24 protein-coding genes and 1 pseudogene are annotated in these 24600 nt (G+C 70.4%); 19 read left to right on the top strand and 6 right to left on the bottom strand.

Annotation, left to right across the window (positions count from 1 at the left end; genetic code table 11):
* From ACILQS_RS01565 to ACILQS_RS01530, 8 genes are all read left to right on the top strand, one after another.
* The coding region (locus ACILQS_RS01565) for a TetR family transcriptional regulator C-terminal domain-containing protein (protein ID WP_395638336.1) at positions 1 to 395 on the top strand (395 nt) is incomplete at its 5' end.
* Positions 392 to 1681 (top strand): MFS transporter, encoded by a 1290-nt coding sequence (locus ACILQS_RS01560; RefSeq protein ID WP_395638335.1) that lies wholly within the window; start codon positions 392 to 394, stop codon positions 1679 to 1681. The genes ACILQS_RS01565 and ACILQS_RS01560, both read left to right, overlap by 4 nt.
* A complete protein-coding gene (locus ACILQS_RS01555; RefSeq protein ID WP_395638334.1) occupies positions 1678 to 2907 on the top strand; it encodes an alanine racemase in 1230 nt (409 codons plus the stop codon). Before ACILQS_RS01560 ends, ACILQS_RS01555 begins: the two co-directional genes overlap by 4 nt.
* Positions 2904 to 4223, top strand: a complete 1320-nt coding sequence (locus ACILQS_RS01550; RefSeq protein WP_395638333.1) for a D-arabinono-1,4-lactone oxidase — start codon at positions 2904 to 2906, stop codon at positions 4221 to 4223. The genes ACILQS_RS01555 and ACILQS_RS01550 overlap by 4 nt, the downstream gene beginning before the upstream one ends.
* Positions 4220 to 5632 (top strand): glycoside hydrolase family 1 protein, encoded by a 1413-nt coding sequence (locus ACILQS_RS01545; RefSeq protein ID WP_395638332.1) that lies wholly within the window; start codon positions 4220 to 4222, stop codon positions 5630 to 5632. Before ACILQS_RS01550 ends, ACILQS_RS01545 begins: the two co-directional genes overlap by 4 nt.
* A 4-nt stretch (positions 5633 to 5636) precedes the next feature.
* A complete protein-coding gene (locus ACILQS_RS01540) occupies positions 5637 to 7022 on the top strand; it encodes a glycoside hydrolase family 1 protein (protein ID WP_395638331.1) in 1386 nt (461 codons plus the stop codon).
* 21 nt (positions 7023 to 7043) lie between these two features.
* On the top strand, positions 7044 to 7610 hold the full coding sequence (locus tag ACILQS_RS01535) for a LemA family protein (protein ID WP_395638330.1): 567 nt from the start codon (positions 7044 to 7046) through the stop codon (positions 7608 to 7610).
* A gap of 75 nt (positions 7611 to 7685) precedes the next feature.
* Positions 7686 to 8573 (top strand): M48 family metallopeptidase, encoded by an 888-nt coding sequence (locus ACILQS_RS01530; RefSeq protein ID WP_395638329.1) that lies wholly within the window; start codon positions 7686 to 7688, stop codon positions 8571 to 8573.
* 103 nt (positions 8574 to 8676) lie between these two features.
* On the opposite strand, the gene ACILQS_RS01525 is transcribed toward ACILQS_RS01530, so the two are convergent.
* Positions 8677 to 9885: a winged helix-turn-helix domain-containing protein gene (locus ACILQS_RS01525; protein ID WP_395638328.1), complete on the bottom strand. Its 1209-nt coding sequence runs from the start codon at positions 9883 to 9885 to the stop codon at positions 8677 to 8679.
* 143 nt (positions 9886 to 10028) lie between these two features.
* On the opposite strand from ACILQS_RS01525, the gene ACILQS_RS01520 reads away from it, so the two are divergent.
* From ACILQS_RS01520 to ilvA, 6 genes are read left to right on the top strand one after another with little or no spacing between them, the layout of a single operon-like run.
* Entirely contained in the window at positions 10029 to 11141 is a 1113-nt protein-coding gene (locus ACILQS_RS01520) for an ABC transporter substrate-binding protein (protein WP_395638327.1), read from the top strand.
* Positions 11142 to 11154: 13 nt separating this feature from the next.
* Positions 11155 to 12096, top strand: a complete 942-nt coding sequence (locus tag ACILQS_RS01515) for an ABC transporter permease (RefSeq protein WP_395638326.1) — start codon at positions 11155 to 11157, stop codon at positions 12094 to 12096.
* Positions 12093 to 12926 carry an ABC transporter permease gene (locus tag ACILQS_RS01510; RefSeq protein WP_395638325.1) on the top strand — a complete coding sequence of 278 codons (834 nt, stop codon included), beginning with the start codon at positions 12093 to 12095 and terminating at the stop codon, positions 12924 to 12926. Before ACILQS_RS01515 ends, ACILQS_RS01510 begins: the two co-directional genes overlap by 4 nt.
* A complete protein-coding gene (locus ACILQS_RS01505; RefSeq protein ID WP_395638324.1) occupies positions 12923 to 14029 on the top strand; it encodes an ABC transporter ATP-binding protein in 1107 nt (368 codons plus the stop codon). Before ACILQS_RS01510 ends, ACILQS_RS01505 begins: the two co-directional genes overlap by 4 nt.
* A gap of 30 nt (positions 14030 to 14059) precedes the next feature.
* Positions 14060 to 15286: an AI-2E family transporter gene (locus ACILQS_RS01500; RefSeq protein ID WP_395638323.1), complete on the top strand. Its 1227-nt coding sequence runs from the start codon at positions 14060 to 14062 to the stop codon at positions 15284 to 15286.
* Entirely contained in the window at positions 15276 to 16520 is a 1245-nt protein-coding gene (gene ilvA, locus ACILQS_RS01495; protein ID WP_395638322.1) for a threonine ammonia-lyase, read from the top strand. The genes ACILQS_RS01500 and ilvA overlap by 11 nt, the downstream gene beginning before the upstream one ends.
* A gap of 70 nt (positions 16521 to 16590) precedes the next feature.
* Here ilvA and greA read toward each other — a convergent pair whose 3' ends face one another.
* Positions 16591 to 17085, bottom strand: a complete 495-nt coding sequence (gene greA / locus ACILQS_RS01490) for a transcription elongation factor GreA (protein ID WP_395638321.1) — start codon at positions 17083 to 17085, stop codon at positions 16591 to 16593.
* Between the two features lie 66 nt (positions 17086 to 17151).
* On the bottom strand, positions 17152 to 17550 hold the full coding sequence (locus tag ACILQS_RS01485) for a DUF4307 domain-containing protein (RefSeq protein ID WP_395638320.1): 399 nt from the start codon (positions 17548 to 17550) through the stop codon (positions 17152 to 17154).
* Positions 17551 to 17598: 48 nt separating this feature from the next.
* Here ACILQS_RS01485 and ACILQS_RS01480 point away from each other — a divergent pair, with 48 nt between their 5' ends.
* A complete protein-coding gene (locus ACILQS_RS01480; protein WP_395638319.1) occupies positions 17599 to 17826 on the top strand; it encodes a hypothetical protein in 228 nt (75 codons plus the stop codon).
* 18 nt (positions 17827 to 17844) lie between these two features.
* Here ACILQS_RS01480 and ACILQS_RS01475 read toward each other — a convergent pair whose 3' ends face one another.
* The gene (locus tag ACILQS_RS01475) at positions 17845 to 18591 is read right to left on the bottom strand and encodes a hemolysin III family protein (RefSeq protein ID WP_395638318.1); all 747 of its coding nucleotides are present in this window, start codon (positions 18589 to 18591) and stop codon (positions 17845 to 17847) included.
* A gap of 59 nt (positions 18592 to 18650) precedes the next feature.
* On the opposite strand from ACILQS_RS01475, the gene ACILQS_RS01470 reads away from it, so the two are divergent.
* The 4 genes and pseudogenes from ACILQS_RS01470 to ACILQS_RS01455 all read left to right on the top strand — a co-directional run.
* On the top strand, positions 18651 to 19436 hold the full coding sequence (locus tag ACILQS_RS01470) for an isoprenyl transferase (protein WP_395638317.1): 786 nt from the start codon (positions 18651 to 18653) through the stop codon (positions 19434 to 19436).
* Positions 19433 to 20542 carry an aminotransferase class V-fold PLP-dependent enzyme gene (locus ACILQS_RS01465; protein WP_395638316.1) on the top strand — a complete coding sequence of 370 codons (1110 nt, stop codon included), beginning with the start codon at positions 19433 to 19435 and terminating at the stop codon, positions 20540 to 20542. The genes ACILQS_RS01470 and ACILQS_RS01465 overlap by 4 nt, the downstream gene beginning before the upstream one ends.
* A 193-nt stretch (positions 20543 to 20735) precedes the next feature.
* Complete coding sequence (locus tag ACILQS_RS01460) at positions 20736 to 22097, top strand: PhoH family protein (protein WP_395638315.1); 1362 nt, start codon at positions 20736 to 20738, stop codon at positions 22095 to 22097.
* A 134-nt stretch (positions 22098 to 22231) separates the two neighbouring features.
* Positions 22232 to 22585: pseudogene (locus ACILQS_RS01455) on the top strand (prepilin peptidase); the annotation flags it as partial.
* Between the two features lie 18 nt (positions 22586 to 22603).
* Here ACILQS_RS01455 and ACILQS_RS01450 read toward each other — a convergent pair.
* Positions 22604 to 23080 carry an HNH endonuclease gene (locus ACILQS_RS01450; protein WP_395638314.1) on the bottom strand — a complete coding sequence of 159 codons (477 nt, stop codon included), beginning with the start codon at positions 23078 to 23080 and terminating at the stop codon, positions 22604 to 22606.
* A gap of 68 nt (positions 23081 to 23148) precedes the next feature.
* The gene (locus tag ACILQS_RS01445; protein WP_395638313.1) at positions 23149 to 24555 is read right to left on the bottom strand and encodes a class II fumarate hydratase; all 1407 of its coding nucleotides are present in this window, start codon (positions 24553 to 24555) and stop codon (positions 23149 to 23151) included.
* Positions 24556 to 24600: the final 45 nt, after the last annotated feature.

Raw genomic sequence — 24600 nt, 5'->3', positions numbered from 1 at the left:
ACCTCCGCACGACGGTGCGCGGCGTGCTCGGGTCGTACTTCGACATCGTGCGCGCCGACCCCGCGCGGGAGCAGGCGATGTTCGAGCTCACGCAGTACGCGCTCCGCACGCCGACTCTCGCGGCATTCCCGGCGGCGCAGTACGACGTGTACCGCGGACTGGCGGCCCGGCTGCTGCAGGCCGGCGCCCTCCACTTCCGGGTGCGCTGGGACGTTCCCGTCGCCGAACTCGCCGCGCTCGGCGTCGCACTCACCGATGGGGCGACCCTCGCCTGGCTCGCGACCCGCGACGACGCCGCGGCCGAGCGCCTGCTCGACCTCGCCTCCGACGCGATCGCCGCCCACGCCCTCCCGATCTCCCGCAACGCCACCACCATCACCGAGGAGTCCGAGTGACCGACACGACCCCGCCCGCTCTGCGCGCGTTCGACGAACCCACGCGGCGCGTGCCCGGCCGGTGGATCGCGGGCTTCGCGGTCGCCTGGCTCGGCATCTGGATGGCACAGCTCACCCCCGTGCAACTGCTGCTGCCCGAGCAGATCGACGCGATCGCCCCGCAGGGCGACGGGGTCCAGAGCGTCGTGGCGTTCGGCATCATCTCCGGTATCGCGGGGGCGTTCGCCCTCGTCGTCTACCCGCTCGCCGGCGCGCTCTCGGACCGGACGACCTCGCGGTTCGGCCGGCGCAAGCCGTGGATCCTCGGCGGCGCGCTCGTCTTCGCCGCCGCCCTCGTGCTGCTCGGGCTGCAGGAGACGATGGTCGGCGTCGGCGTCTTCTGGGTGCTCGCGATCGTCGGGTTCTGCGTGCTGACGGCCGCGCTCACCGCGATGATCTCCGACCAGGTGCCGGTCGGTCAGCGCGGGGTCGCCTCCGCGTGGATCTCGGCGCCGCAGGCCGTCGGACTGATCCTCGGCGTGCTGCTCGTGGTCGCCCTCGAGCTCACGGTGCTGCTCGGCTACGTCGTGGTCGCGGCGCTGCTGCTGGCGCTCATCATCCCGTTCCTGGTCATCACGCCCGACGCGCGCCTCGACCGCGCCGACCGTCCGGCGTTCAGCGCGAAGACGCTGCTGGCCGGATTCTGGATCAGCCCGACACGCTACCCCGACTTCGCCTGGACGCTGCTCGGCCGCATCCTCGTCAACATCGGCAACGCGCTCGGCACGACGCTGCTGCTGTTCTTCCTGATCTACGGGCTGGGCAGTGAGGACGCCGAGACCGACCTGCTCATCCTGATCGTCGTCTACACGGTCTTCATCGTCATGTCGTCGCTCGTCGTCGGGCAGTGGTCCGACCGGGTGGGTCGCCGCAAGCCGTTCGTGGTGTTCTCCGCCGGAATGCAGGCGATCGCCGCCCTGTTGCTGGCGTTCGTCCCGGAGTACGGGGTCGCCCTCGTGGCCAGCGCGTTCCTCGGTGTCGGGTACGGGGCCTTCCTCTCGGTCGACCAGGCGCTCGCGACGCAAGTCCTTCCGGATGCGACCGCGCGCGGCAAGGATCTGGGGGTGATGAACATCGCCACGACCGTGCCGCAAGCCGTCGCTCCGCTGCTCGGCGCGGGCATCGTCGCCCTCGTCGCGACCCTCACCGGTACCGTCGCGACGGGCTTCGTCGGATTGTTCCTCGTGTCGGGCGTCGTCACGATCCTCGGCGCCCTCGCGGTGCTCCCGGTCAGGAGCGTGCGATGAGCGATCGGATGCCCAGCCTGGAGCGGCAGAAGTACGCCCCCTGGGACGATGCCCACGACTGGTGGCCCGCCCTCACCGCCGCGACCCACGAGCTCGACGCCCCCGTCGGGGTCATCTCCGTCGAAGCACTCGCCTCGAACGCCCACGACCTGCTCGACCGCGCGGCCGGCCTGCCGATCCGCGTCGCGAGCAAGTCGGTGCGGGTGCGCGGCGTGCTGGACGCCGTGCTCGCCCTGCCGGGCTATTCCGGCATCCTCGCCTACAGCCTCGACGAGGCGCTCTGGCTCGCCGAAGACCACGACGACATCGTGCTCGGCTACCCGACCGCCGATCGCGGAGCCCTCGCCCGGCTCGCCGCCGACGAGCGGCTCGCCTCGCGCGTGACGCTCATGATCGATGACCTCGCCCAGCTCGACCTCGTGGATGCCGTGGTCGCCCCCGCGAAGCGCGCCGTCATCCGGGTGGCGATCGAGCTCGACATGTCCTACCGCTCGCGTGTGCTGGGTCACGTGGGGGTGTACCGCTCCCCGGTGCACCGGCCCAGCGCGGCCGAGGCGCTCGCCGAAGCCGTGATCGCCCGTCGCGGGTTCCGTCTCGTCGGGATGATGGGGTACGAAGCGCAGATTGCCGGGGTGACGAACGCCGGCCCGCGCAAGGCCGCGATCCGCGCGATGCAGCGGGCCTCGACGCGCGAACTCGCCGAGCGTCGGGCCGAGGCCGTGCGCCGGGTGCGGCAGATCGTCGAGCTCGAGTTCGTCAACGGCGGCGGCACCGGGTCGATCGAGTCGACGCATGCCGACTCCTCGGTCACCGAGGTCGCCGCCGGGTCGGGCCTCTTCGGCCCGCACCTGTTCGACCACTACACGCACTTCCGACCCGCTCCCGCGGCGGCGTTCGCCCTCGACGTCGTGCGGCGCCCGGCCGACGACATCGCGACGTTGCTCGGCGGTGGCTGGATCGCCTCGGGCCCGCCCGCGGCCGACCGCTCCCCGAAGGTGGTCTGGCCCGAGGGCCTCACGATGATCGCGCGGGAAGGAGCGGGCGAGGTGCAGACTCCGCTGCGCGGTGCCGCGGCGCGCGAGCTCGCGGTCGGCGACCGGGTGTGGCTGCGACACACCAAGGCCGGCGAGCTGAGCGAGCACCTCGCCGCGTTCGCGCTCGTCGAGAACGGCGCCCTCGTCGGCGAGTTGCCGACCTACCGCGGGGAAGGGAAGGTGTTCCTGTGACCCTCCTCGGCCCCGGAACCCGCTGGCGCAATTGGGGTCGCTCCGCTGCGGCGCAGGTCGCGCACGTGGCGCGGCCGACGAGCGTGGATGACGTGGTCGCGGTCGTGCGCACGGCCGCCGAGCGCGAGCTCACCGTCAAGGCGGTCGGCGCGGGCCACAGTTTCACCGAGATCGCCGGCACCACGGGGGTGCAGGTCACCCTCGACGGACTCCAGGGCCTCGTCGGCGTCGACACCGTGACGAAGCGGGTGCGGGTCGCCGCCGGCACCCGTCTCCACCGCCTCGGGCCGCTGCTGGCCGAACACGGCCTCGCGTTGCAGAACATGGGCGACATCGACCGGCAGTCGATCGCCGGCGCGACGTCGACCGGCACGCACGGCACCGGCATCGGCTTCGGCGGTCTCGCGACCCAGATCGTCGGGGCGACCCTCGTCACCGGTTCCGGCGACGTGCTCCGGGTCTCCGAGACCGAACGTGCGGAGCTGCTGCCCGCCGTGCGGCTCGGACTCGGCGCCCTCGGCATCCTGGTCGAGGTCGAGCTGCAGTGCGTCGACTCCTTCGTGCTGCGCTCCGCCGACCGGCCCCGACCCTTCGACGAGGTGCTCGACGGCTGGCCGGAGCTGGTCGAAGCTGCCGACCACTTCGAGTTCTACTGGTGGCCGCACACCGACAAGGCGATGACGCAGACCAAGACCCGGCTTCCCGCCGGCACCGCCTTCGCGAAGCCGAACCCGGTCGCCCTCTGGGCGGAGAAGCGGTTGCTCGAGAACGAGGCTCTGCGCGTGCAGCAGGCTCTGGGCCATCTGATCCAGCCGGCGGTTCCCGGGCTCAGTCGCTTCGCGACGAGTGTCTATGGCGAAGGCGAGCGCACGGGCGTCTCGTACGAGATCTTCGCGAGCCCGCGTCTCGTGCGCTTCCGCGAGAGCGAGTACGCGATCCCGTTCGAGAGCCTCCCGCGGGCGCTGCGCGAGGTGCGCGACCTCGTCGAGCGGCAGGGCTGGCGCATCTCCTTCCCGGTCGAGGTGCGCGCGGCGGCCCCCGACGACAACTGGATGTCGACCGCCTACGACCGGCCGAGCGCCTACATCGCCGTGCACCGCTATTTCCGCGACGATCCCGACGAGTACTTCCGGGCGTTCGACGCGATCATGCGCACGTACGACGGCCGGCCGCACTGGGGCAAGATGCACTTCCGTTCGGCCGACGACCTCCGGCCCGCGTACCCGCGCTTCGACGACTTCCTCGCCGTGCGCGACGAACTCGACCCCGAGCGCCGCTTCGGCAACCGCTACCTCGACCGCGTCCTCGGCGCATGACACCCGAGCAACTCGCCGCCTCGATGCGGAGCGACTTCGTGTTCGGCGTCGCGAGCGCCGCCCCGCAGATCGAAGGCGCCTGGGACGAGGACGGCCGCACGCCGTCGACCTGGGATGTGTTCGCGGCGGAGCCCGGCCGCATCCGCGACGGGTCGACGCCGGCGGTGACGACGGATGCCTACCACCGCTTCGACGAGGACCTCGCGCTCATGCGGGAGGCCCGGATCGACGCGTCGCGGTTCTCGCTGTCGTGGAGCCGCCTGCTGCCCGACGGGAGGGGCCCGGTCAACCCGAAGGCCGTCGCCTATTACGACCGCGTGATCGACGGGCTGCTCGAGGCCGGCATCCGCCCGGTCGTCACGCTCTTCCACTGGGATACGCCGGCGCCCCTCGAAGAACGCGGCGGATGGCTGCGCCGCGACACCGCCGATCGCTTCGCGGAGTACGCGGCAGCCGCGGGGGAGGCTTTCGGTGATCGCATCGCCGACTGGATCACGCTCAACGAGCCGACGACGGTGATCCTCGACGGCTACGCGCTCGGCGTGCACGCCCCCGGTCGGGCGAAGCTGTTCGGCGCGATCCGCGCGGTGCGCAATCTGCTGCGCGCGCACGGCCTCGCCGTCGACGCGCTGCGCGCCGTACCCGTGACGGGGCGCATCGGCATCACCAACGTGCACACGCCCGTCGAGCCCGCAACGTCGTCGACGGAGGACGGGGATGCCGCCGACCTCTTCGACTTCATCCACAACCGGCTGTTCGCCGATCCCGTGCTGCTCGGGCGGGCCGCCGAGCTGCCGCGCGGCGCCCGCGGGTTGGAGAGGCTCGGGCTGAAGGTGCTCTCGCGCCTCGGCCGCGACGCCGCGGTGATCTCCCGGCCCCTCGACTTCTACGGGCTCAACTACTACTTCCCGACGCGCATCGCCGCCGGGGCCGATCCGCAGGGGCATACCCCCGACGGCGAGACCGAGGCGATGAAGGACGTGCCGTTCCGGCTCGAGCCGTTCCCCGAGCATCCGGTCACGGGATTCGGCTGGCCGATCGCTCCCGACTCGCTGGACGATGTGCTGGACTACGTCGCGGCTCGCTACGGCGACCGGATGCCGCGCATCCAGATCACCGAGGGCGGCGCGTCGTTCCCCGACGTCGTCGGCCCCGACGGCACCGTCGACGACCGCGCGCGTGTCGACTACCTGAGTCGGCACGTCGCCGTCGCCGCCGCACGTCCGGAGGTCGACGCGTACTTCGTGTGGACGTTCGTCGACAACTGGGAGTGGGCGGCCGGGTTCACCCAGCGCTTCGGGATGGTGCACCTCGACACCGAGACCCTCGCGCGCACGCCCAAGGCGTCCTACCACTGGTTCCGCGCCGTGCAAATGGCACGGGCCGCTGGGTCCGCGCTGCCACAATGAGTGCGTGACACCCGACGAGCTGGCTGCGAAGCTGCCGCCCGGCTTCCTCCTCGGGGTGAGCACGTCGGCGTATCAGATCGAGGGCGGCGCGGATGAGCGCGGCCCGGCCGGCTGGGATCATTTCGCCGCCGAGTCGACCACGATCCTCGACGGCTCGAACGCACTCGTCGCCGCCGATCACTACCACCGGATGCCGGAAGACGTCGCGCTGCTGAAGGACCTCGGTGTCGACGCCTACCGGTTCTCGATCTCCTGGCCGCGCGTACAGCCGACCGGTTCGGGGTCGGCCAGCGCGAAGGGCCTCGCGTTCTACGACCGGCTGCTCGACGAACTGCTCGACGCCGGCATCCGACCGATGGCGACGCTCTTCCACTGGGACACCCCGCTCGAGATCGACGAGGCGGGCGGCTGGGCGAAACGCGACACCGCCTATCGATTCGCCGACTACGTGCGCATCGCGGGGGAGGCGTTCGGCGATCGGGTCGCCGACTGGGTGACCGTCAACGAACCCGCGACCCTCGCCCTGGAGGGGTACACCCTCGACGTGCACTCGCCGGCGACCGCGCTGTGGGTCGCCGGCGCGCGGGCGGCGCACCACCTGCTGCTCGGCCACGGCCTCGCGGTGCGGGCGCTCCGCGAGGTTCCGGTGACCGGTCGCATCGGCATCTCGAACGCGCACACCCCGGTGTTCCCGGCCAGTTCCCGTTGGCGCGACCGTTTCGCGGCCCGCAACTTCGACATCCTCAGCAATCGCGTCTTCGCCGACCCGGTGCTGCTCGGCAAGCGCCCTCCCGGACTCGTCGGCCTCGCGGTGCGGCTCGCGGCACTGCCGCACTGGGGCGACCGCAAGATCATGGCCGAGCCGGTCGACTTCTACGGGGTGCAGTACTACTTCCCGAGCAAGGTGGCGGCCGGTCCGCCGCACGTCAAGGTCGGCACTCACGACGGGCACTCGAAGGCGATGCTCGACCTCCCGCTACGGCTCGAGCCCTGGCCGGAGTACGGCGTCACCGGCTTCGGCTGGCCGGATTCGCCCGACCAGGTGCCGGTGCTCCTGCATCGACTCGCCGAGCGCTACGGCTCGCGTTTGCCGCCGATCATCTTCACCGAAGGCGGGGCTAGCTTCCCCGATCACCCGGAGCGCAGCGGCGCGGTCGACGACGTCCAGCGCATCGAGTACCTGGGCACCCACCTCGCCGAAGCCGCCGCCGCCGTTCCGGGTGTCGAGGTCGAGGGGTACTTCGTCTGGTCGCTGCTCGACAACTTCGAGTGGGCAGCGGGCTACACCCAGAAGTTCGGCCTGGTCTCGGTCGACCCCGAGACGCAGGAGCGTCGACCGAAAGCCTCGTTCGACTGGTATCGCGAGGTACTCTCAGCTCGCAAACGGTGACGGGCCCCTATGATGACGGGCATGGAGATCCTCATCGTCGTCGGCGTCATCGTGCTGCTCGTCATCATCGTCGGCGGCTACCTTCTGTCGACCTACAACGGCCTCGTCCGTCTCAACGTCCGCGTCGACGAGGCGTGGAGCGACATCACGGTGCAGCTCAAGCGCCGCGCCGACCTCATCCCGAACCTCATCGAGGCGGTCAAGGGGTACGCGGCCCACGAGAAGCAGGTCTTCGAGAACGTCACCAAGGCCCGGTCCGAGACGGTCAACGCCTCGACCCCGGCCGAAGCCGGTGCTGCAGAGAACCACTTCCAGTCGGCCCTCAAGAGCCTGTTCGCGGTCGCCGAGGCGTACCCGCAGCTGCAGGCGAACCAGAACTTCCTCCAGCTGCAGGGCGAGCTCGTCGACACCGAGGACAAGATCCAGGCGTCGCGTCGCTTCTACAACGGCGGCGTGCGCGAGCTGAACACGAAGATCAAGATCTTCCCGAACACGCTCTTCGTGCGCGGCCTCGGCTTCACCGAGCGCGAGTTCTTCGAGGTCGACGAGCCGTCGGCCATCGCGGAGCCGCCGAAGGTGCAGTTCTAAGAAATGACTCAGGCTCCGCCGGTTGACTGACCGGCGGAGCCGTTTCGTATCCCGGCCCGCGAGGAAACTAAAGACATGTACTCCGCGATCGCGAAGAACAAGCGCAACACCGTGCTGATCATCATCCTGTTCATGCTGATCATCGCCGGCCTGTCGCTGATCCCGACCTTCCTGTACGGCGACTGGTCGATCTCGGTCATCACGATCGTCATCGCCGCGGCCTACGCGATCTTCCAGTACTTCATGGCGACGCGCGAGACGCTCGCGCTCTCGGGCGCTCACGAGATCCAGAAGCGCGACGAGCCGCGGCTGTACCGCATCGTCGAGAACCTCGCGATCACCGAGGGCATGCCGATGCCGAAGGTCTACGTGATCAACGATCCGGCCCCCAACGCGTTCGCGACGGGCCGCGACCCCGAACACGCCGTCGTCGCCGCGACCACCGGGCTGCTCGAGCTGATGACCGACTCCGAGCTCGAGGGCGTCATGGCTCACGAGATGGGTCACGTCAAGAACTACGACATCCGTGTGTCGCTGATCGTCTTCGGGCTCGTCATCGCGGTCGGCCTCATCGCCGACATCATCTTCCGCATGATCTTCTGGGGCGGCCGCGGTCGCGACAGCAACGCCGGCCCCGCGGCCCTGGTCTTCCTCGCGATCGGCATCGTCGCCGCGATCCTCGCGCCGATCGTCGCCGCGGTCGTGCAGGCCGCGGTGTCGCGCCAGCGCGAGTACCTCGCGGATGCCACGGGCGCCCTCACGACGCGGCACCCCGAAGCGCTCGCCTCGGCCCTCGAGAAGCTCGCCGCCTACGGCCGCCCGGTGGCGCGCACCAACACGTCGATGTCGCACCTGTGGATCTCCGACCCGAACCGTCCCGGGTTCCTGTCGCGCCTGTTCTCGACGCACCCGCCGATCCAGGACCGCGTCGCGCGCCTGCTCGGCAACGCCGCCAAGTTCTAGCCGCACGTCCGTGCGTTGAGTAGCGCCGCGCGCAGCGCGACGCGTATCGAAACGGGGAGTGCTGACGTGTGGGTTTCGATACACCCGCGCTGCGCGCGGGCACTCAACCCGCGGTGACTGGCGTGACGCCGAGGGCCGCGGCGAGATCGCGGGCGAGATCCCCGCGGTCGGCGACCACGACATCCCCGAGCCCTTGCCAGGCGGCGGTCTCGCGCAGCACCGGCACGAGACGTTCTTCGACGCCGCGGGGCGCGTGCGGCTCGCGCCACGCGGACTGCACCCGCAGCACCCCCGCCTGCCGGTCGCTCTTCAGATCGATGCGCCCGACGAGCGCCTCGTCGACGAGGGCGGGCAGCGTGTAGTAGCCGTAGATGCGCCGCGGGGCGGGCGTGTAGATCTCGATGCGGTACCGGAAGTCGAACATCCGCTCGGTGCGGTCGCGTTCCCAGACCACCGGGTCGAAGGGCGACAGCAGCGCGGCGGTCTCGATCCGACGCGGGATGCGGGCATCCGTCGCCACGTAGCCGGGCGCCTTCCAGCCCTCGACCGCGACCTTCTCGGCCTCGCCGGCGTCGACCAGTTCGTCGAGCAGCCGGGCCGTCGTCGCGACGTAGAGCCGGTAGTAGTCGGCGATGTCCTTCGGCGTGCCGATCCCGTGGGAGCGCAGCGCACGACGCACCAGTTCGCGCTGCGCGTCCTCGACGCTCACCTCGGCGTTCAGCAGGTCGGGGGAGAGGATCTGCTCGGGCAGCGCGTACACCCGCTCGAAGCCCCGACGTCCGGCGGTCACCACCTCGCCGAAAACGAAGAGGTACTCCAGCGCCTCCTTGATGTCGGACAGCCCCCACCAGGGCCCGCGGCGCACGTTCTCCTCGTGCTCGATCTGGCTCGCCGCCATCGGCCCGTTCGCGGCGAGCTCCGCCAGGACGAACGCGATCATCTCGGGATGCGTGTCGACCCACCTGCCCGGCTTGCCGTACTTCTGCCGCATCGCGGCCCGGCGGAACGCCCACAGCGGCCAGTCGTCGCGCGGCACGAACGTCGCCACGTGGGCCCAGTACTCGAGGTAGGGCGCCTTCGCGGCGAGGGTCAGCTTGTCGAGCAACTTCTTGTCGTAGGGACCCAACCGCGCGACGACGGGGAGGTAGTGACTGCGTTCGAACACGTTGACGGAGTCGATCTGCAGGATGCCGAGCCGCTGCACGAGGAGGTTGAGCTGACGGGTGCCGACCGTCGCCGGACGCGGCACCCCGAACCCCTGGGCGGCGAGCGCGATGCGGCGGGCGCTCGCCGCCGAGATCTTCTCCGGCACGTGCCGACCCTACCCAGCGCCGCGGACACCGGGGGGTCGCCGTCCGTTCACCTTCGTGCCCCCAGCGGGTCGTTTCGCGCTCCTACCGTCACGACGACGCGGGTCTTCCCTTGGCTCGCGCTTCATCCCTATGGAGGAAACCTGTGATCACCAAGCGTGCCCTCGTCGGCGTCGCGGCTGCTGCCGCGCTCGCCGTCGGCCTCAGCGCCTGCGCCGGATCGGACGCCCCGGCGACCGACGTCGACGCCGCGACCGCCACCAGCGCCGAAGACTTCGGAGGCCTCGATGCCCTGATCGCCGCGGCCGAAGCCGAGGGCGAGCTCAACGTCATCGCCCTGCCCGACAACTGGGCGAACTACGGCGAGATCAAGGCGCTCTTCGAGGAGACCTACGACATCGTCATCAACGACGCCGACCCCGACATCTCCTCCGCCGAGGAGATCGCCGCGGCCGACAACCTCCGCGGCCAGGACACGGCTCCGGATGTCTTCGACCTCGGCACCGCGGTGACCCTCGACTCGCTCGACTACTTCGCGCCCTACCAGGTCGCGAACTGGGACGAGATCCCCGACGCGAACAAGGAGGCCACCGGCCTCTGGGTGAACGACTACACGGGTTCGATGTCGATCGGCTACAACTCGAACGAGGTGCCGGAGCCCGAGTCCCTCGACGACCTCCTCGGTGACGACTACCGTGGCGCGGTCGCCCTCAACGGCGACCCGACGCAGGCGGGCGCGGCCTTCGCCGCCGTCGGCCTCGCCACCGTGCAGTCGGGCGGCGACCTGGACGACTTCCAGCCCGGGATCGACTTCTTCGAGCAGCTCAACGACGCCGGCAACTTCCTGCCGGTCAACGTGACCGAGGCGGCCATCGCCTCGGGCGAGATCAAGGTCGCCTTCGACTGGAGCTACAACAACCTCGCCGTCGCGTCGACGGTCGACGGCTGGGAGGTGACCACGCTCCCGGGCACGGTCTACACCTCGTTCTACAACCAGGCCATCAACAACGACGCGCCGCACCCGGCCGCTGCTCGCCTGTGGATGGAGTTCCTCTACAGCGCCGCGGCGCAGAACCTCTTCATCGTCGGTGGCGCCTACCCGGTGACCATCCAGACGCTGCAGGATGCCGGAACGGTCGACCAGGACGCGCTCGACGCGCTGGGCGCCCTCGAGGGTGAGCTCGTGACCCCGACCGCCGAGCAGGCCGAGGCTGCGGCCGCGCTGCTCGCCGAGAAGTGGGCCGCCGCGATCTCCTGATCGCGCAACGCAGATGACCGTCGCCGACACTGCGGCGCTGGTCGCGGATGCCGCCGGGGAGACCCCCCGGCGGCATCCCGTGGCCGGGCCCGCCCCCCTCCGCCGCCGTGGCGGCGTCGCCAAGTACCTCGGGCTGACGCCGTTCGCCCTCTACGTGCTGCTCTTCCTCGCCATCCCGACGCTCCTCGCCGTCGGCACCGGCTTCTTCGCCGAGGACGGCTCGTTCACGCTCGCCAACATCCTCGGCATCTTCGAACCCGCCGTGCTGACCACCTTCGGCAGCTCCTTCTGGGTCTCGGCCGTCACCGCGGTGATCGGCGCGGTCATCGGAGCGCTCGTCTGCTACGCGATGCTCGGGACGAAATCATCCGGAGCCCTGCGCACGATCGTCGACTCGGCGACCAGCGTGCTCGCGCAGTTCGGCGGCGTCATGCTCGCCTTCGCCTTCATCGCCGCGATCGGCAGCCAGGGTCTCATCACGCTGTGGCTCGTCGACACCGTGGGCGTCAACATCCACGAGAACGGCGTCTGGCTCTACCAGGTGCCGGGCCTCCTGCCCGTCTACGTCTACTTCCAGGTGCCGCTCATGATCATCACCTTCCTGCCGGCCCTCGAGGGGCTCAAGTCGCAGTGGGCCGAGGCCAACGCCACGCTCGGCGGCACGCGCTGGACGTACTGGACCCGCATCGCCGGCCCCGTGCTCGCCCCGTCGTTCATCGGGAGCCTGCTGCTGCTGTTCGCCAACGCCTTCTCGTCGTACGCGACCGCCGCCGCGCTGATCAGCCAGGGCTCGCAGATCGTGCCGCTGCAGATCCGGTCGGCCCTGATCAGCGAGACCGTGCTCGGCCGGGAGAACATGGCGGGCGCCCTCGCCCTCGGGATGATCGTCGTCATGGTCGTCGTGATGTGGGGATACTCGGTGCTCGCCGCCCGGACCTCGCGGTGGCAGCGATGAGCCGCGCGTCGACGGTGGCGGGCCCCGTGCGGCTCGGCCTCGCCCCGAGCACCGTCACCCGCTGGGTCATCCTCGGGGTCGTCGCGATCGTGTTCGCGATCCCGCTGCTGTCGCTGCTCGAGTTCTCGCTGCGCGACGGATTCACCGGCGACTACACCTTCACCCACTGGACCGGACTCTTCGATCCCGAGAACGCGCGCCCCTATCGCCAGTTGTTCCAGGCGATCGGCAATTCGTTCGTGCTCGCCGCGGTGGCCGTGGGCATCGTGCTGGTGGTGCTGCTGCCGACGATGCTGCTCGTGCACATGAGCTTCCCGAAGCTGCGCCGCGTGCTGGAGTTCATCTGCATCATCCCGATCACCGTGCCCGCGATCGTGCTCGTCGTCGGACTCGCACCCGTCTACTCGGTCGTCGTGAGGATCTTCGGCAGCGGCACCTGGACGCTCGCGTTCGCCTACGGCATCCTCGTGCTGCCCTACGCCTACCGGGCGATCCAGTCGAACCTCGACGGCGTGCCGGTGGTCACCCTCAGCGAAGCCGCCCGATCGCTCGGCGCCTCCTGGCCGGTCGTCGTGTGGCGGGTGCTGCTGCCGAACTTGCGCCGGGGAGTGCTCGCCGCCGCGTTCATCACGGTCGCCGTCGTGCTCGGCGAGTTCACGCTCGCGAGTCTCCTCAACCGCCGCAACCTGCAGACCGCGATCCTCCAGGTCTCGCAGTCCGACCCGTGGGTGGCGGCGATCCTCGCGCTCCTCGCCCTCGCGTTCGCCTTCGTCCTTCTACTCGTCATCGGCCGTCTTGGAACGGTCGGAAACCGGAGCCGTGCATCATGACCGACACCCAAGCCCTGCGCACGGCCGCCTGGCCGACCGAGCCCGCGGCATCCCTCACCATCACCCCGGCGACCGTCGAGCTCGACGCCGTCGTGAAGGTGTACGGCGCCCACCGCGCGCTCGACGGCATCTCGCTGAAGCTGGAGCCGGGCGAGTTCGTCGCCCTGCTCGGTCCCTCGGGCTGTGGCAAGACGACGGCGCTGCGTGCACTCGCCGGCCTCGAGGTCGTCGACGGCGGGTCGATCCGCATCGACGGCGACGACGTCTCGGGGCTGCCGACGAACAAGCGCGACATCGGCATGGTGTTCCAGGCCTACTCGCTCTTCCCGCACATGACGGTGCTCGAGAACGTCGAGTTCGGACTCCGGATGCGCAAGGTCGCCGCCGCGGAACGTCGCGAGCGCGCGCAGGAGGCGCTCGACCTCGTCGGCCTCGGCGAGCGGGGGGAGCGGTTCGCGCACCAGCTGTCCGGCGGGCAGCAGCAGCGCGTTGCCCTGGCCCGTGCGCTGGTCACCCGCCCGCGGGTGCTCCTGCTCGACGAGCCGCTCTCGGCGCTCGACGCGAAGGTACGCGTGCAGCTGCGCGAGCAGATCCGGCGCATCCAGACCGAACTCGGCATCACGACGCTGTTCGTCACCCACGACCAGGAGGAGGCGCTCGCCGTCGCCGACCGGGTCGCCGTCATGCGCGAGGGGCGGATCGAGCAGATCGGCACCCCGGAAGAGCTCTACGTCACGCCGGCGACCCCGTTCGTCGCCGACTTCGTGGGGTTGTCGAACCGGATTCCGGGAACGCTCGAGGCCGGCACGATCACTGCGGCCGGGGCGACGTTCGCCCTGCTCGGCGACGCCCAGCCCGACGGCCCGGTGCTCGCCTACGTGCGCCCCGAAGACGTCGTACTCGCCGTCGGAAAGGCCACGAAGGGTCTCGCGGCGACCGTCGTGGCGTCGAGCTTCCTCGGCTCCCTGCGCCGCACCACGGTGCGGCTCGACGACGGCACCCTGCTGAGCGTGCAGCACGAGGTCTCGGTGCAGCCGGCGCCCGGCGACAGCGTGCGGGTGAGCTTCCGGGGCAACCCCGTGAGCGCCACCGCGGCACCGTGAGGGCGGCGGCGCCGCGCCTAGACTGACATGGTGGCTCGAGCCGAGGAACCCGTAGAGCGCCCTGCTCCGCGTCTACGTCGTCGGAAGGCGGCCGAGGCGCCCGTCGCGATGCCGCCGTTCGACCCGAATGAGAAAGTCGCCCCGGGGATGCGTGTCGCCGCGGCCTGGTCGTGGCGCATCCTGCTCGTGCTCGCGGTGCTCGGGGTGCTCGGCTTCCTGATCGTGCAACTGCGGTACGTCGCCATCCCGTTCTTCATCGGGGTGCTGCTCGCCGCACTGCTCGTGCCGTTCAGCACCTGGCTCCAGCGCACGGGCTGGCCGAAGTGGCTGGCCGTCGCGGTCAACGAACTGGCCGTCATCGCCGTCGTCGGAGGCCTCATCACCCTCATCGTGTTCCAGGTGCGGGCGGGCTTCCCGGCGCTGCAGGAGCGGACGTTCGAGCGCTACGAGGATCTCAAGGACTTTCTCGCCCAGCCCCCGTTCGACCTCACCGACCAGGACATCACCGCCTACGTCGACGGGCTGTTCGCCGGCTTCGGCGACAACCTGTCGAGTTTCATCGACCCCGCCCTCGAGGTCGGGTCGCTCGGCGGCCACATCCTGGCCGGCCTCGTGCTCGCCCTCTTCACGACGCTGTTCATCCTCATCGACGGCCGCCGCATCTGGCAGTGGGTCGTGCGGCTGTTCCCGACCCGCGCGCGGGCCGCGGTCGTCGGCGGCGGCGAAGCCGCCTGGATCACGCTGACCACGTTCGTGAAGGTGCAGATCATGGTCGCCGCGATCGACGCGATCGGCATCGGCGTCGGTGCCTGGGCGCTCGGGTTCTTCACCGGACGGGACTTCCCGCTCGTCATCCCGATCGCGATCGCGGTGTTCCTCGCCTCGTTCGTGCCGGTCGTCGGCGCCGTCGTGTCGGGCGCGATGGCGGTGTTCGTCGCCCTGGTCTTCCTCGGACCGGTCGAGTCGCTCGTCATGCTCGGCATCGTGATCCTCGTGCAGCAGGTCGAGGGGCACGTCCTGCAGCCGCTGCTGGTCGGGTCGGTCGTGAAGATCCATCCGCTCGCGATCGTGCTCGCGGTCGCGACCGGCGGATTCGTCGCCGGCATCCCGGGGGCGCTGTTCGCGGTGCCGCTCGTCGCGGTGCTCAACGGGTCGATCGGCTACATCGCCCGTGGCGAGTGGCGCACCAACCCGCATCCGACGGTCGCCGACGTGACGACCCCGCTCCCGTCACCGAGGAGACGCCGTGCGAGCTGAGCTGGATCGGACGGCCCTCCCGGGACCGACCCTCGACGACTTCCACGCGGCCCGGGAACGTGTCTCCGCCGTCGTGCAGACGACGCCGATGGAGGTCTCGCGGTTCCTCTCCGGGATCGTCGGCGTGCCCGTGTTCCTCAAGGCCGAGAACCTCCAACGCACCGGGTCGTACAAGATCCGCGGCGCCTACAACCGGCTCTCGCAGCTCTCCGCCGATGAGCGCTCGCGCGGCGTCGTCGCGGCCTCGGCCGGCAACCACGCCCAGGGCGTCGCCCTCGCCGCGCGGGAGCTCGGGATCGCCGCGACGATCTACATGCCCACCGGCGTCGCGCTTCCCAAGTTGCAGGCCACCCGCGACTACGGCGCCGACGTCGTGCTCGAAGGCGACATCTTCGACGACACCAACGCCGCGGCGAAGGCGTTCGCCGAACGCACGGGTGCGACCTTCATCCCGCCGTTCGACCATGCCGACGTCGTCGCCGGGCAGGGCACGCTCGGCCTGGAGATCCTCGAGCAGGTGCCCGACGTCGCGACGATCGTCATTCCGATCGGGGGCGGCGGGCTGATCTCGGGGGTGGCGTCGGCGATCGCGCAGGCCGCCCCCGACCGCGACATCCGCATCATCGGCGTGCAGGCGCACAACGCGGCCCCCTACGTGCCGTCGCTCGCCGCGGGCGAGATCATCCCGGTCGCGGTCGGCCCGACGATCGCCGACGGCATCGCGGTCGCCCGCCCGGGAACGCTCAACTTCGACATCATCAGCCGCACCGTCGACGACGTCGTCACCGTCAGCGACGACGACATCGCCCGCGCGCTGGTCGTGCTGCTCGAGCGCGCCAAGATGGTCGTCGAACCGGCGGGTGCCGCCGGGGTCGCCGCACTGCTCGCGGGGGTCGTGGATGCCGTCGGCCCGACCGTCGTCGTGCTGTCGGGCGGCAACATCGACCCGATGGTGATGGAACGCGTCATCAGCCGCGGCCTCGCCGCCGCGCAGCGCTACCTCAAGGTCGACATCCCGCTGCCCGACCGTCCGGGCCAGCTGGCGCGGATCGCCGAACTCATCTCCGACGCGAACGCGAACGTCGTCGAAGTCATCCACACCCGGCACGGCACCGGGCTGCTCATCAACGAGGTCGGCATCGAGATCCACATGGAGACGCGCGGTCCCGTGCACGCGGAACTCGTGCTCACCCGCCTGCGGGACGCCGGCTACCGGCCCCGCGTCACCAGCTAAGGACCGACGCCCGGGACGGGCGTCGGCGCTGGCGACGCGCGACGGCACGACCGTGCCGTCGCCTCAAGCGTCAGCGCGCGCGGTAGGTCTCGACCGCGACGACCTCGACGGCGATCTCCTTGCCGTTCGGCGCGACGTAGGTCGCCTTCTCGCCGACCTTAAGGCCGAGGATCGCCTCACCGAGCGCGCTCGTGGCCGGGTAGACGTCGAGGTCGCTGGAGTCGTCGGCGATCTCGCGGCTGCCGAGCAGGAACGTCGTCTCGTCGCCGGCGATCTTCGCGGTCACGACCGTGCCGACCTCGACGACCCCCGAGGCGGCCGGCGGTTCGCCGACGGTGGCGTGGCGCAGCAGGAAGGTGAGCTGGCGGATGCGCGCCTCGATGTTCCCCTGCTGGTCCTTCGCGGCGTGGTAGCCGCCGTTCTCCTTGAGGTCGCCTTCGTCACGCGCGGCTTCGATCTTCTTCGCGATGTCGAGGCGCGCGGGTCCTTCGAGCTCGGCGAGCTCGGCGCTGAGTCGGTCGTAGGACTCCTGGGTCAGCCAGGTCGTGGCAGCGGGGTCGGACATGCGGATGCTCCTTCGAGGGGGCGAGCAAATACGTGTGCCCGGCCGGAGCCGGGCAATCGCCCCATGCTAGGTCAGCCAGCAGCGGTAGATCAACCCGGTGACGGCCGGTTCGGTGACCCGCACGTTCTCGACGAACGCGCGGGTGCGCTCCTCGCCGGCGGGCAGCTCGACGATCTTCCAGCCGACGATCGCGAACGATTCGTTGAGCGCCTGGAGGGCGCACGACACCGAGAGACCGGGCTCGGTGCTGACCTCGAAACGGATGTCGACGGAGCCGTCCTCGCGGGTCACATACCCGGTGTCGCGCGTCTCGAGGCTGGCCGAGGGGCTGAAGAGCCCGACCCAGACGACCCAGGCGACGACCACGACGAGCACCCCGACGGCCGCCGCGACGCCGATCGTCAGCCGGCGTCGCCGGTCGGCATCCGTGCGCCCGTAGCGCTCCGCGACCGAGCTGTGCGTCATCTCGCCTCCGTTACCCTGGAACCAGGCTATTCGGACCGGGAGGCCCACGTGCTCCATTTGCTCTTCACCACGGTGCCGACCCCCGGTCCGGCGGAGGATTTCGACCCGAACGTCGTCACCCCGGGCGTCTGGGGATTCGTGATCACCTTCGGCATCGTCGTCGTGGTCGTGCTGCTCATCGTCGACATGGTGCGCCGCACCCGCCGCGTGAACTACCGGGCGGCGATCAACGAGCAGCTGGATGCCGAAGAGGCCGCCGCCGCCGAGAAGGACTAGCCGCCCAGCCGAGCGGCGCTACCACCCCAGCGGGTTGAGCACGATCATGAGGATCGCGGTCCAGTGGCAGAGGAACGCCACGACCGTCGCGGTGTGGAACAGCTCGTGGAACCCGAACACGCCGGGCACCGGGTTGGGGCGCTTGAACCCGTAGATCAGCGCGCCCGCCGTGTACGACAGGCCGCCGATGAGCACGAGCAGCATCGCGACCGGGTTGAACGAGACGAGGTCCACGGCGTAGAAGACGGCGGCCCAGCCCATGCCGATGTAGAGCGGCACATACGACCAGCGCGGCGCCTGCACCCAGAACACCCGGAACACGATGCCGAGCACCGCGACACCCCAGACCGCCGAGAGCAGCACGATCCCCTTGTCGAAGGGCAGCGCGCTGACCGCGAGCGGCGTGTAGGTACCGGCGATGAGGATGAAGATGTTCGAGTGGTCGAGCCGGCGGAAGATCGCCTTGACCTTCGGGCTCCAGTTGAAGCGGTGGTAGACCGCGGAGACGCCGAAGAGCAGGATCGACGACGCCATGAACACGGCCGACGCCGCCTTCGCCGCGGGGCCGTCGGCGAGCACGATGAGAACGATGCCGGCCGCGAGCGCGAGCGGCGCGGTGGCGGCGTGGATCCAGCCGCGCCAGGTGGGCTTCTGCTCGACCTCGGGATGCGCGATCGCGTCGTCGAGCAGGGGGATGTTGGGGAGGTCGACGCCCGGGTCGGCCGGGTCCGTCAGATCGGTCGCTCCGGGGCGCGCAGAGGTCATGCGGGGAGTGTACGGGGACCCGCGACGAAGACCCTGGGAGGGTCGACTACCTTAGTCAGGTGCCACAACGGAAGGGCGCATCCGGCCGGAGCTTCTTGTATGGGCTCTACTCGGCTCGGTTGCGCAGAGAGCTCGCGGACCTTCCGCGACCCCACCACGTCGGCATGATCATCGACGGCAACCGTCGCTGGGCGCGAGAGCGGGCGCTCGAGACGGCGGCCCACGGGCATCGCGCCGGTGCGGCGAAGATGCGCGAGTTCCTCGGCTGGTGCGACGCCCTCGGCATCCGCATGGTCACCATCTACCTGCTCTCGACCGACAACCTGACCGGCCGCGACGCGGACGAGTTGGGGACCCTGTTCGAGATCATCGCGGACCTCGCCGACGACCTCTCGCGCGCCGCCGACTGGCGCATCCAGCACGTCGGCACGACCGAGGGTCTGCCCCAGCCGCTGGTCGACGCGCTCCACGGCGCGGAAGCGCGCACGGCCGCGAATGCGGGCCTGCACGTCAACCTCGCGATCGGGTACGGCGGACGCCGGGAGATCGCGGATGCCATGCGCAGCATCGTGCGCACGCACGGCACCAGCGGCGGCACGATCGACGACCTCGCGGCGCTGCTCACGCCCGAGCTGATCGCCGACCACCTGTACACGCAGGGTCAGCCCGACCCCGACCTCATCATCCGCACGTCGGGGGAGCAGCGGCTCTCCGACTTCATGCTCTGGCAGAGCGCCCACAGCGAGTTCTACTTCCTCGAGTCGCTCGGCCCCGACCTTCGCGAGGTCGACTTCCTGCGCGCGTTGCGCGCCTACGCCACCCGGGATCGGAGGTACGGCGCATGAATCTCACCGACTACCAGGCCCGCTTCGACGAGGAGCCGGGCTACCTGGACTACGCGCGCGTCGCGCCGATGGGTCGTGCCGCCCTCGAGGAGCAGACGGCGCTCGCCAGCGTCCTCGCGCACGCGCGCTTCGGGTCCGTCGCCGGGCTGCTCGCCCAGCACGACCGGATGCGGGCGGCCGTCGCGGCGCTCGGCGGCTTCCGGCCGGATCAGGTCGTGTTCCAGCCCAACGCCTCCACCGGCCTGCTGCACACGATGTTCGGGATCACCGGCGGCGTCGCGGTGTCGCCGCGGGAGTTCCCGTCGATGACCTACGCCGTGCAGCGTGCCGCCGACGCGCTCGGCGTGCTCGCCCCGCTCTGGCTCGAGACCGATGACGGCCGGGTCACGCCGGGCAACCTGCGCGACCAGCTCACGCCCTCGGTGGTCGCCGTCGCCGTGAGCCTCGTCGACTACCGCACCGGGTATCTCGTCGACCTCGACGGCATCCGCCAGGTGATCGGCGACCGGTTGCTGATCGTGGACGCCGCCCAGGGCTTCGGGATCGTGGATGCGCCCTATGAGGTCACCGACGTCGTCGTGTCGGGCGGTCAGAAGTGGACGCGGGCCGGCATCGGGTCGGGCTTCCTCGCCGTCAGCGATCGGGCCCGCGACCACCTGACTCCGGTGTGGTCGAGTTTCGCCGGCTCCCGCGATCCGTACGCGCCGACCGTGGAGCCGGCCGCGGAGGGGGCTGCCGCGTACCAGGTCAGTCACGCCGACCCGGTCGCCGCCGGGCGGTTCGCCGCCGCCCTCGAAGAGATCGCCGCCGTCGGCATCCCGGTGCTCCACCGCGAGATCGCGCACAACGTGTCGCGACTCATCGACCTCGCCGACGAGTACGCGGTGCCGGTCGTGTCGCCCCGGGCGGAGGCGGAACGGGCCGGGATCGTCGTGCTCGAGCCGTCGCCCGAGCAGCTCACCGTGCTCGCCGCCTCGCTGCACAACCACGGCGTCACCGCGACGGTGCGCGACACCACCGTGCGGCTCTCGGCCCACGCGACGGTCGAGGAGGAGACCTTCTCGATGTTGCGTGCGGCCCTGGTCTCGTTCGCCACCACGATCTGAGCACCCGAAGCTGAGGATTCACACGTCCGTAACGCGCGGGGGGCGTGTCGAAACGCGACCGTCACACGCCCGGGGTTAGCGTCGGAGACATCAGGCACGGCGCCTGGTCGGAGCGGCCACGTAAGTTCGTTCCGAGTGAAGTGGCCGCCACGAAATCAGAGCCGGGGGAGCGTTCCCCGGGGATGGAGTGGGAGTGCCCGCACTCGACAAGCCCCAGCAGCAGTCCACCAACGCCCCGGGCGGAGGTGGGAAACCGAAGCAGGGGGAGCGGACATTCGTCCTCGACACGTCGGTGCTGCTGAGCGATCCCAAGGCGATCTTCCGCTTCGCGGAGCACGCCGTCGTCCTGCCCGTCGTCGTCATCTCGGAACTCGAGGCGAAGCGCCACGACCCGGAGATCGGGTACTTCGCGCGTCAAGCACTGCGCAATCTCGATGAGCTGCGGCGGCTGCACGAACGGCTCGACTTCCCGATGTCGGCGGGGGAGGCGGGGGGCTCCATCCGGGTCGAGCTCAACCACTCCAGCCAGTCGGTGCTGCCGTCGGGGCTCCAGCTCGGCGACAACGACTCCCGCATCCTCGCGGTCGCGATGAACCTCGCGAACGACGGGCTCGACGTCACCGTCGTGTCGAAGGACCTCCCGATGCGCGTCAAGGCCGCGTCCGTCGGCCTCACCGCGGAGGAGTACAAAGCCGAACTCGCCGTCGACTCCGGGTACACCGGCATGGCCGATGTCGAGATCTCGGCCGAGCAGATGGCGGACCTCTACGACACCGAGCAGATGTCCTCCCGGCAGGTCGCCGACCTGCCGATCAACACGAGTCTCGTCGTGCACTCCGAGCGCGGGTCGGCCCTCGGCCGGGTGAGCGCGCGGGGCGAGTTCAAGCTGGTGCGCGGGGATCGGGATGTCTTCGGCCTCCACGGCCGCAGCGCCGAGCAGCGCCTCGCGATCGACCTGCTGCTCGACCCGGAGATCGGCATCGTGTCGCTCGGCGGTCGCGCCGGCACCGGCAAGTCGGCGCTCGCCCTCTGCGCCGGACTCGAAGCCGTGCTCGAGAAGCAGCAGCACCGCAAGATCATGGTGTTCCGTCCGCTGTACGCGGTCGGCGGCCAGGAGCTGGGTTACCTGCCGGGCGACAAGGACGAGAAGATGAACCCCTGGGGGCAGGCGGTGTTCGACACCCTCGGCGCCCTCGTCTCGGACAACGTGCTCGAAGAGATCGTCGAGCGCGGCATCCTCGAGGTCCTGCCGCTCACGCACATCCGCGGTCGCTCCCTGCACGACGCCTTCGTGATCGTCGACGAGGCGCAGTCGCTGGAGCGCAACGTGCTGCTCACGGTGCTCAGCCGCATCGGCCAGAACTCCCGGGTCGTGCTGACGCACGACGTCGCCCAGCGCGACAACCTCCGGGTCGGACGCCACGACGGGGTGGCCAGCGTGATCGAGACCCTCAAGGGGCATCCTCTGTTCGCGCACATCACCCTCACCCGCTCCGAGCGGTCGGCCATCGCGGCCCTCGTCACGGAGATGCTCGAGGGCAACGAGCTGGCGTAGCCCCGCAGGCACGTCTGAGGGTCGGGCACCACGTCGCCGGGGAAGTGCGGCGTGGGCCCGGCCCGTCCAGTCCGCATCCCCTGCGTTGTGAGCAGGATGCCGCTTTCCACGACTCCGGTCGCTAGCATCCCGCCATGCGACGGATCGGATGGCAGCTGCCGGTGACCCTCGCGATCGGCGTCCTCACCTGGGTCGCGATCGGCCCGGCCGTGGCAGCCATCCCCGCGCTCTACGTCGCGGCGACAGCCCCCGAGCTGACGCGCATCGATCTCGCCGAGCACCGGCTGCCGAATCGGCTCGTCGCGCCCGGACTCGTCATCGGGCTGCTCGCCGCCGGCGGATCGTGGGCGACCACCGGCGTCCCGCCGCTCATCCCCGTGCTCGCGGGTGTGGGCTACGCCGGGGTGCTCTTCCTGTTGGCGCTCGGCGGCGGGATGGGGATGGGGGATGTGAAGCTCGCCGCCGTCCTCGGGCTCGCCTCGCCGACGGTCAGCGTCGCGATCGCGTCACCCCTGATCGCCTTCCTGCTCGGCGGCGTGGTCGCGCTCGTCGTGCTGATCGTGAAGGGACGCGACCGCCGCATCCCGTTCGGACCGTTCCTGCTCGCCGGGTACGTCGGGGCGCTCGTCGTCCAGACCGTCTGACGGTCTCAGAGTGGTCAGTACGTCGACCCACCGGCGCAGGAAGGCCGGCTCGTCGAGCCGCTTGCGCCGCAGCCAGCCGGTGACCTCGTCGTTGCTCTTGCTCGCGTTGCACGACCGGCAGGCGGGGACGACGTTCTCGATGGTGTAGCGGCCGCCGCGCGACAGCGGCAGCACGCAGTCCTTCTGCAGCGACTCGTCGGGGCCGCCGCAGTAGGCGCAGCAGCCCCAGGCCGACCGGATCGCGGTCCACTGCGCCGCGGTGAGATCGTTGTCGGCGGCCAGGAACCGCTTACGCCGCTTCCGCGCCGCGCGGGCACGGCGGGAGCGATCGAGCGTCATGCCGTGAGTGTGCCACCAGGGTTTCGATACACCGCGCTGCCGCGCGGCACTCAACCCGCGGGAGGGGGTTATCCGGGGCGCGTCATCGACAGGACATCCAGTGCCGTGTCGAGCTGCTCGAGGGTGAGTTCGCCGCGCTCGACGAAGCCGAGGTCGATGACCGCCTCACGCACGGTGAGGCCCTTCGCGACCGAGTGCTTGGCGATCTTCGCGGCGTTCTCGTAGCCGATGAACTTGTTGAGCGGGGTGACGATCGACGGGCTCGACTCGGCGAGCGCGCGGGAACGCTCGACGTTCGCCTCGAGTCCCTCGACGGTCTTGTCGGCGAGCAGCACGGAGCCGTTGGCGAGCAGGCGGATCGACTCCAGCAGCGCCGTGCCCATCACCGGGATGGCGACGTTGAGCTCGAAGTTGCCGGTCGCGCCGGCCCAGGCGATCGTCGCGTCGTTGCCGATCACGCGGGCACCGACCATGATGACCGCCTCCGGGATGACCGGGTTGACCTTGCCGGGCATGATCGACGACCCCGGCTGGAGGTCGGGGATCGACAGCTCGGCGAGACCGGTGTTCGGGCCCGAGCCCATCCAGCGCAGGTCGTTGCAGATCTTGGTGAGCGACACCGCGATGACGCGCAGCGCCCCGGAGGCCTCGACGAGTCCGTCGCGCGCGCCCTGCGCCTCGAAGTGGTCGAGCGCCTCGGTGATCGGCAGCCCTGAGGTCTCGGCGACGATCGCGATGACCTTCGGCGAGAAGCCCTTCGGGGTGTTGATACCGGTGCCGGTCGCGGTGCCGCCGAGCGGGACCTCGGCGACCCGGGGGAGCGCCGCCTGCACGCGCTCGATGCCCAGGCGCACCTGGCGGGCGTAGCCGCCGAACTCCTGGCCGAGGGTGACGGGGGTGGCGTCCATGAGGTGCGTGCGGCCGGACTTGACGACGCCCTTCCACAGCTCGGCCTTCGCCTCGAGCGCGGTGGCGAGGTGGTCGAGCGCCGGCACGAGGTCGTTGACCAGGGCACCGGTCACCGCGACGTGCACCGACGTCGGGAAGACGTCGTTGCTGGACTGCGACATGTTGACGTGGTCGTTGGGGTGCACGGGCGCGCCGAGCTTCTGCGTCGCGAGGGTGGCGAGCACCTCGTTCATGTTCATGTTCGACGACGTGCCCGACCCGGTCTGGTAGGTGTCGACCGGGAACTGGTCGTGGTGCGCGCCGCCGATGATGTCGTCCGCCGCGGCCACGATCGAGTCGGCGATGGCTCCGTCGAGGATGCCGAGCTCCTGGTTGACCAGGGCGGCCGCGCGCTTGATGCGGGCGAGGGCCACGATCTGGCCGGCCTCGAGTCCCGATCCCGAGATCGGGAAGTTCTCGACGGCGCGCTGGGTCTGCGCGCCGTAGAGGGCGGATGCGGGCACCCGCACCTCACCCATCGTGTCGTGCTCGATGCGGAAGCCGGTCTCGGCGTTCGGGGTGCTCACGGCGACGTGGCCTTTCGGTTTGAGGGGCGAGGAGGCGGTGGCGGG

The sequence above is a fragment of the Pseudolysinimonas sp. genome, from assembly GCF_044239695.1.
In the GTDB taxonomy this organism is placed as follows: Bacteria; Actinomycetota; Actinomycetes; order Actinomycetales; family Microbacteriaceae; genus Pseudolysinimonas_A.
Note: the sequence above shows the minus strand (reverse complement) of the source record. Positions and strands in the feature narration are given on the sequence as shown.

Bases quoted from the DNA above. Each gene is read 5' to 3' on its own strand.
- ACILQS_RS01555 (WP_395638334.1), top strand. From the start codon at position 1,678: ATGAGCGATCGGATGCCCAGCCTGGAGCGGCAGAAGTACGCCCCCTGG.
- ACILQS_RS01545 (WP_395638332.1), top strand. From the start codon at position 4,220: ATGACACCCGAGCAACTCGCCGCCTCGATGCGGAGCGACTTCGTGTTC.
- ACILQS_RS01535 (WP_395638330.1), top strand. From the start codon at position 7,044: ATGGAGATCCTCATCGTCGTCGGCGTCATCGTGCTGCTCGTCATCATC.
- ACILQS_RS01530 (WP_395638329.1), top strand. From the start codon at position 7,686: ATGTACTCCGCGATCGCGAAGAACAAGCGCAACACCGTGCTGATCATC.
- ACILQS_RS01515 (WP_395638326.1), top strand. From the start codon at position 11,155: ATGACCGTCGCCGACACTGCGGCGCTGGTCGCGGATGCCGCCGGGGAG.
- ACILQS_RS01510 (WP_395638325.1), top strand. From the start codon at position 12,093: ATGAGCCGCGCGTCGACGGTGGCGGGCCCCGTGCGGCTCGGCCTCGCC.
- ACILQS_RS01505 (WP_395638324.1), top strand. From the start codon at position 12,923: ATGACCGACACCCAAGCCCTGCGCACGGCCGCCTGGCCGACCGAGCCC.
- greA (WP_395638321.1), bottom strand. From the start codon at position 17,085: ATGTCCGACCCCGCTGCCACGACCTGGCTGACCCAGGAGTCCTACGAC.
- ACILQS_RS01485 (WP_395638320.1), bottom strand. From the start codon at position 17,550: ATGACGCACAGCTCGGTCGCGGAGCGCTACGGGCGCACGGATGCCGAC.
- ACILQS_RS01475 (WP_395638318.1), bottom strand. From the start codon at position 18,591: ATGACCTCTGCGCGCCCCGGAGCGACCGATCTGACGGACCCGGCCGAC.
- ACILQS_RS01465 (WP_395638316.1), top strand. From the start codon at position 19,433: ATGAATCTCACCGACTACCAGGCCCGCTTCGACGAGGAGCCGGGCTAC.
- ACILQS_RS01450 (WP_395638314.1), bottom strand. From the start codon at position 23,080: ATGACGCTCGATCGCTCCCGCCGTGCCCGCGCGGCGCGGAAGCGGCGT.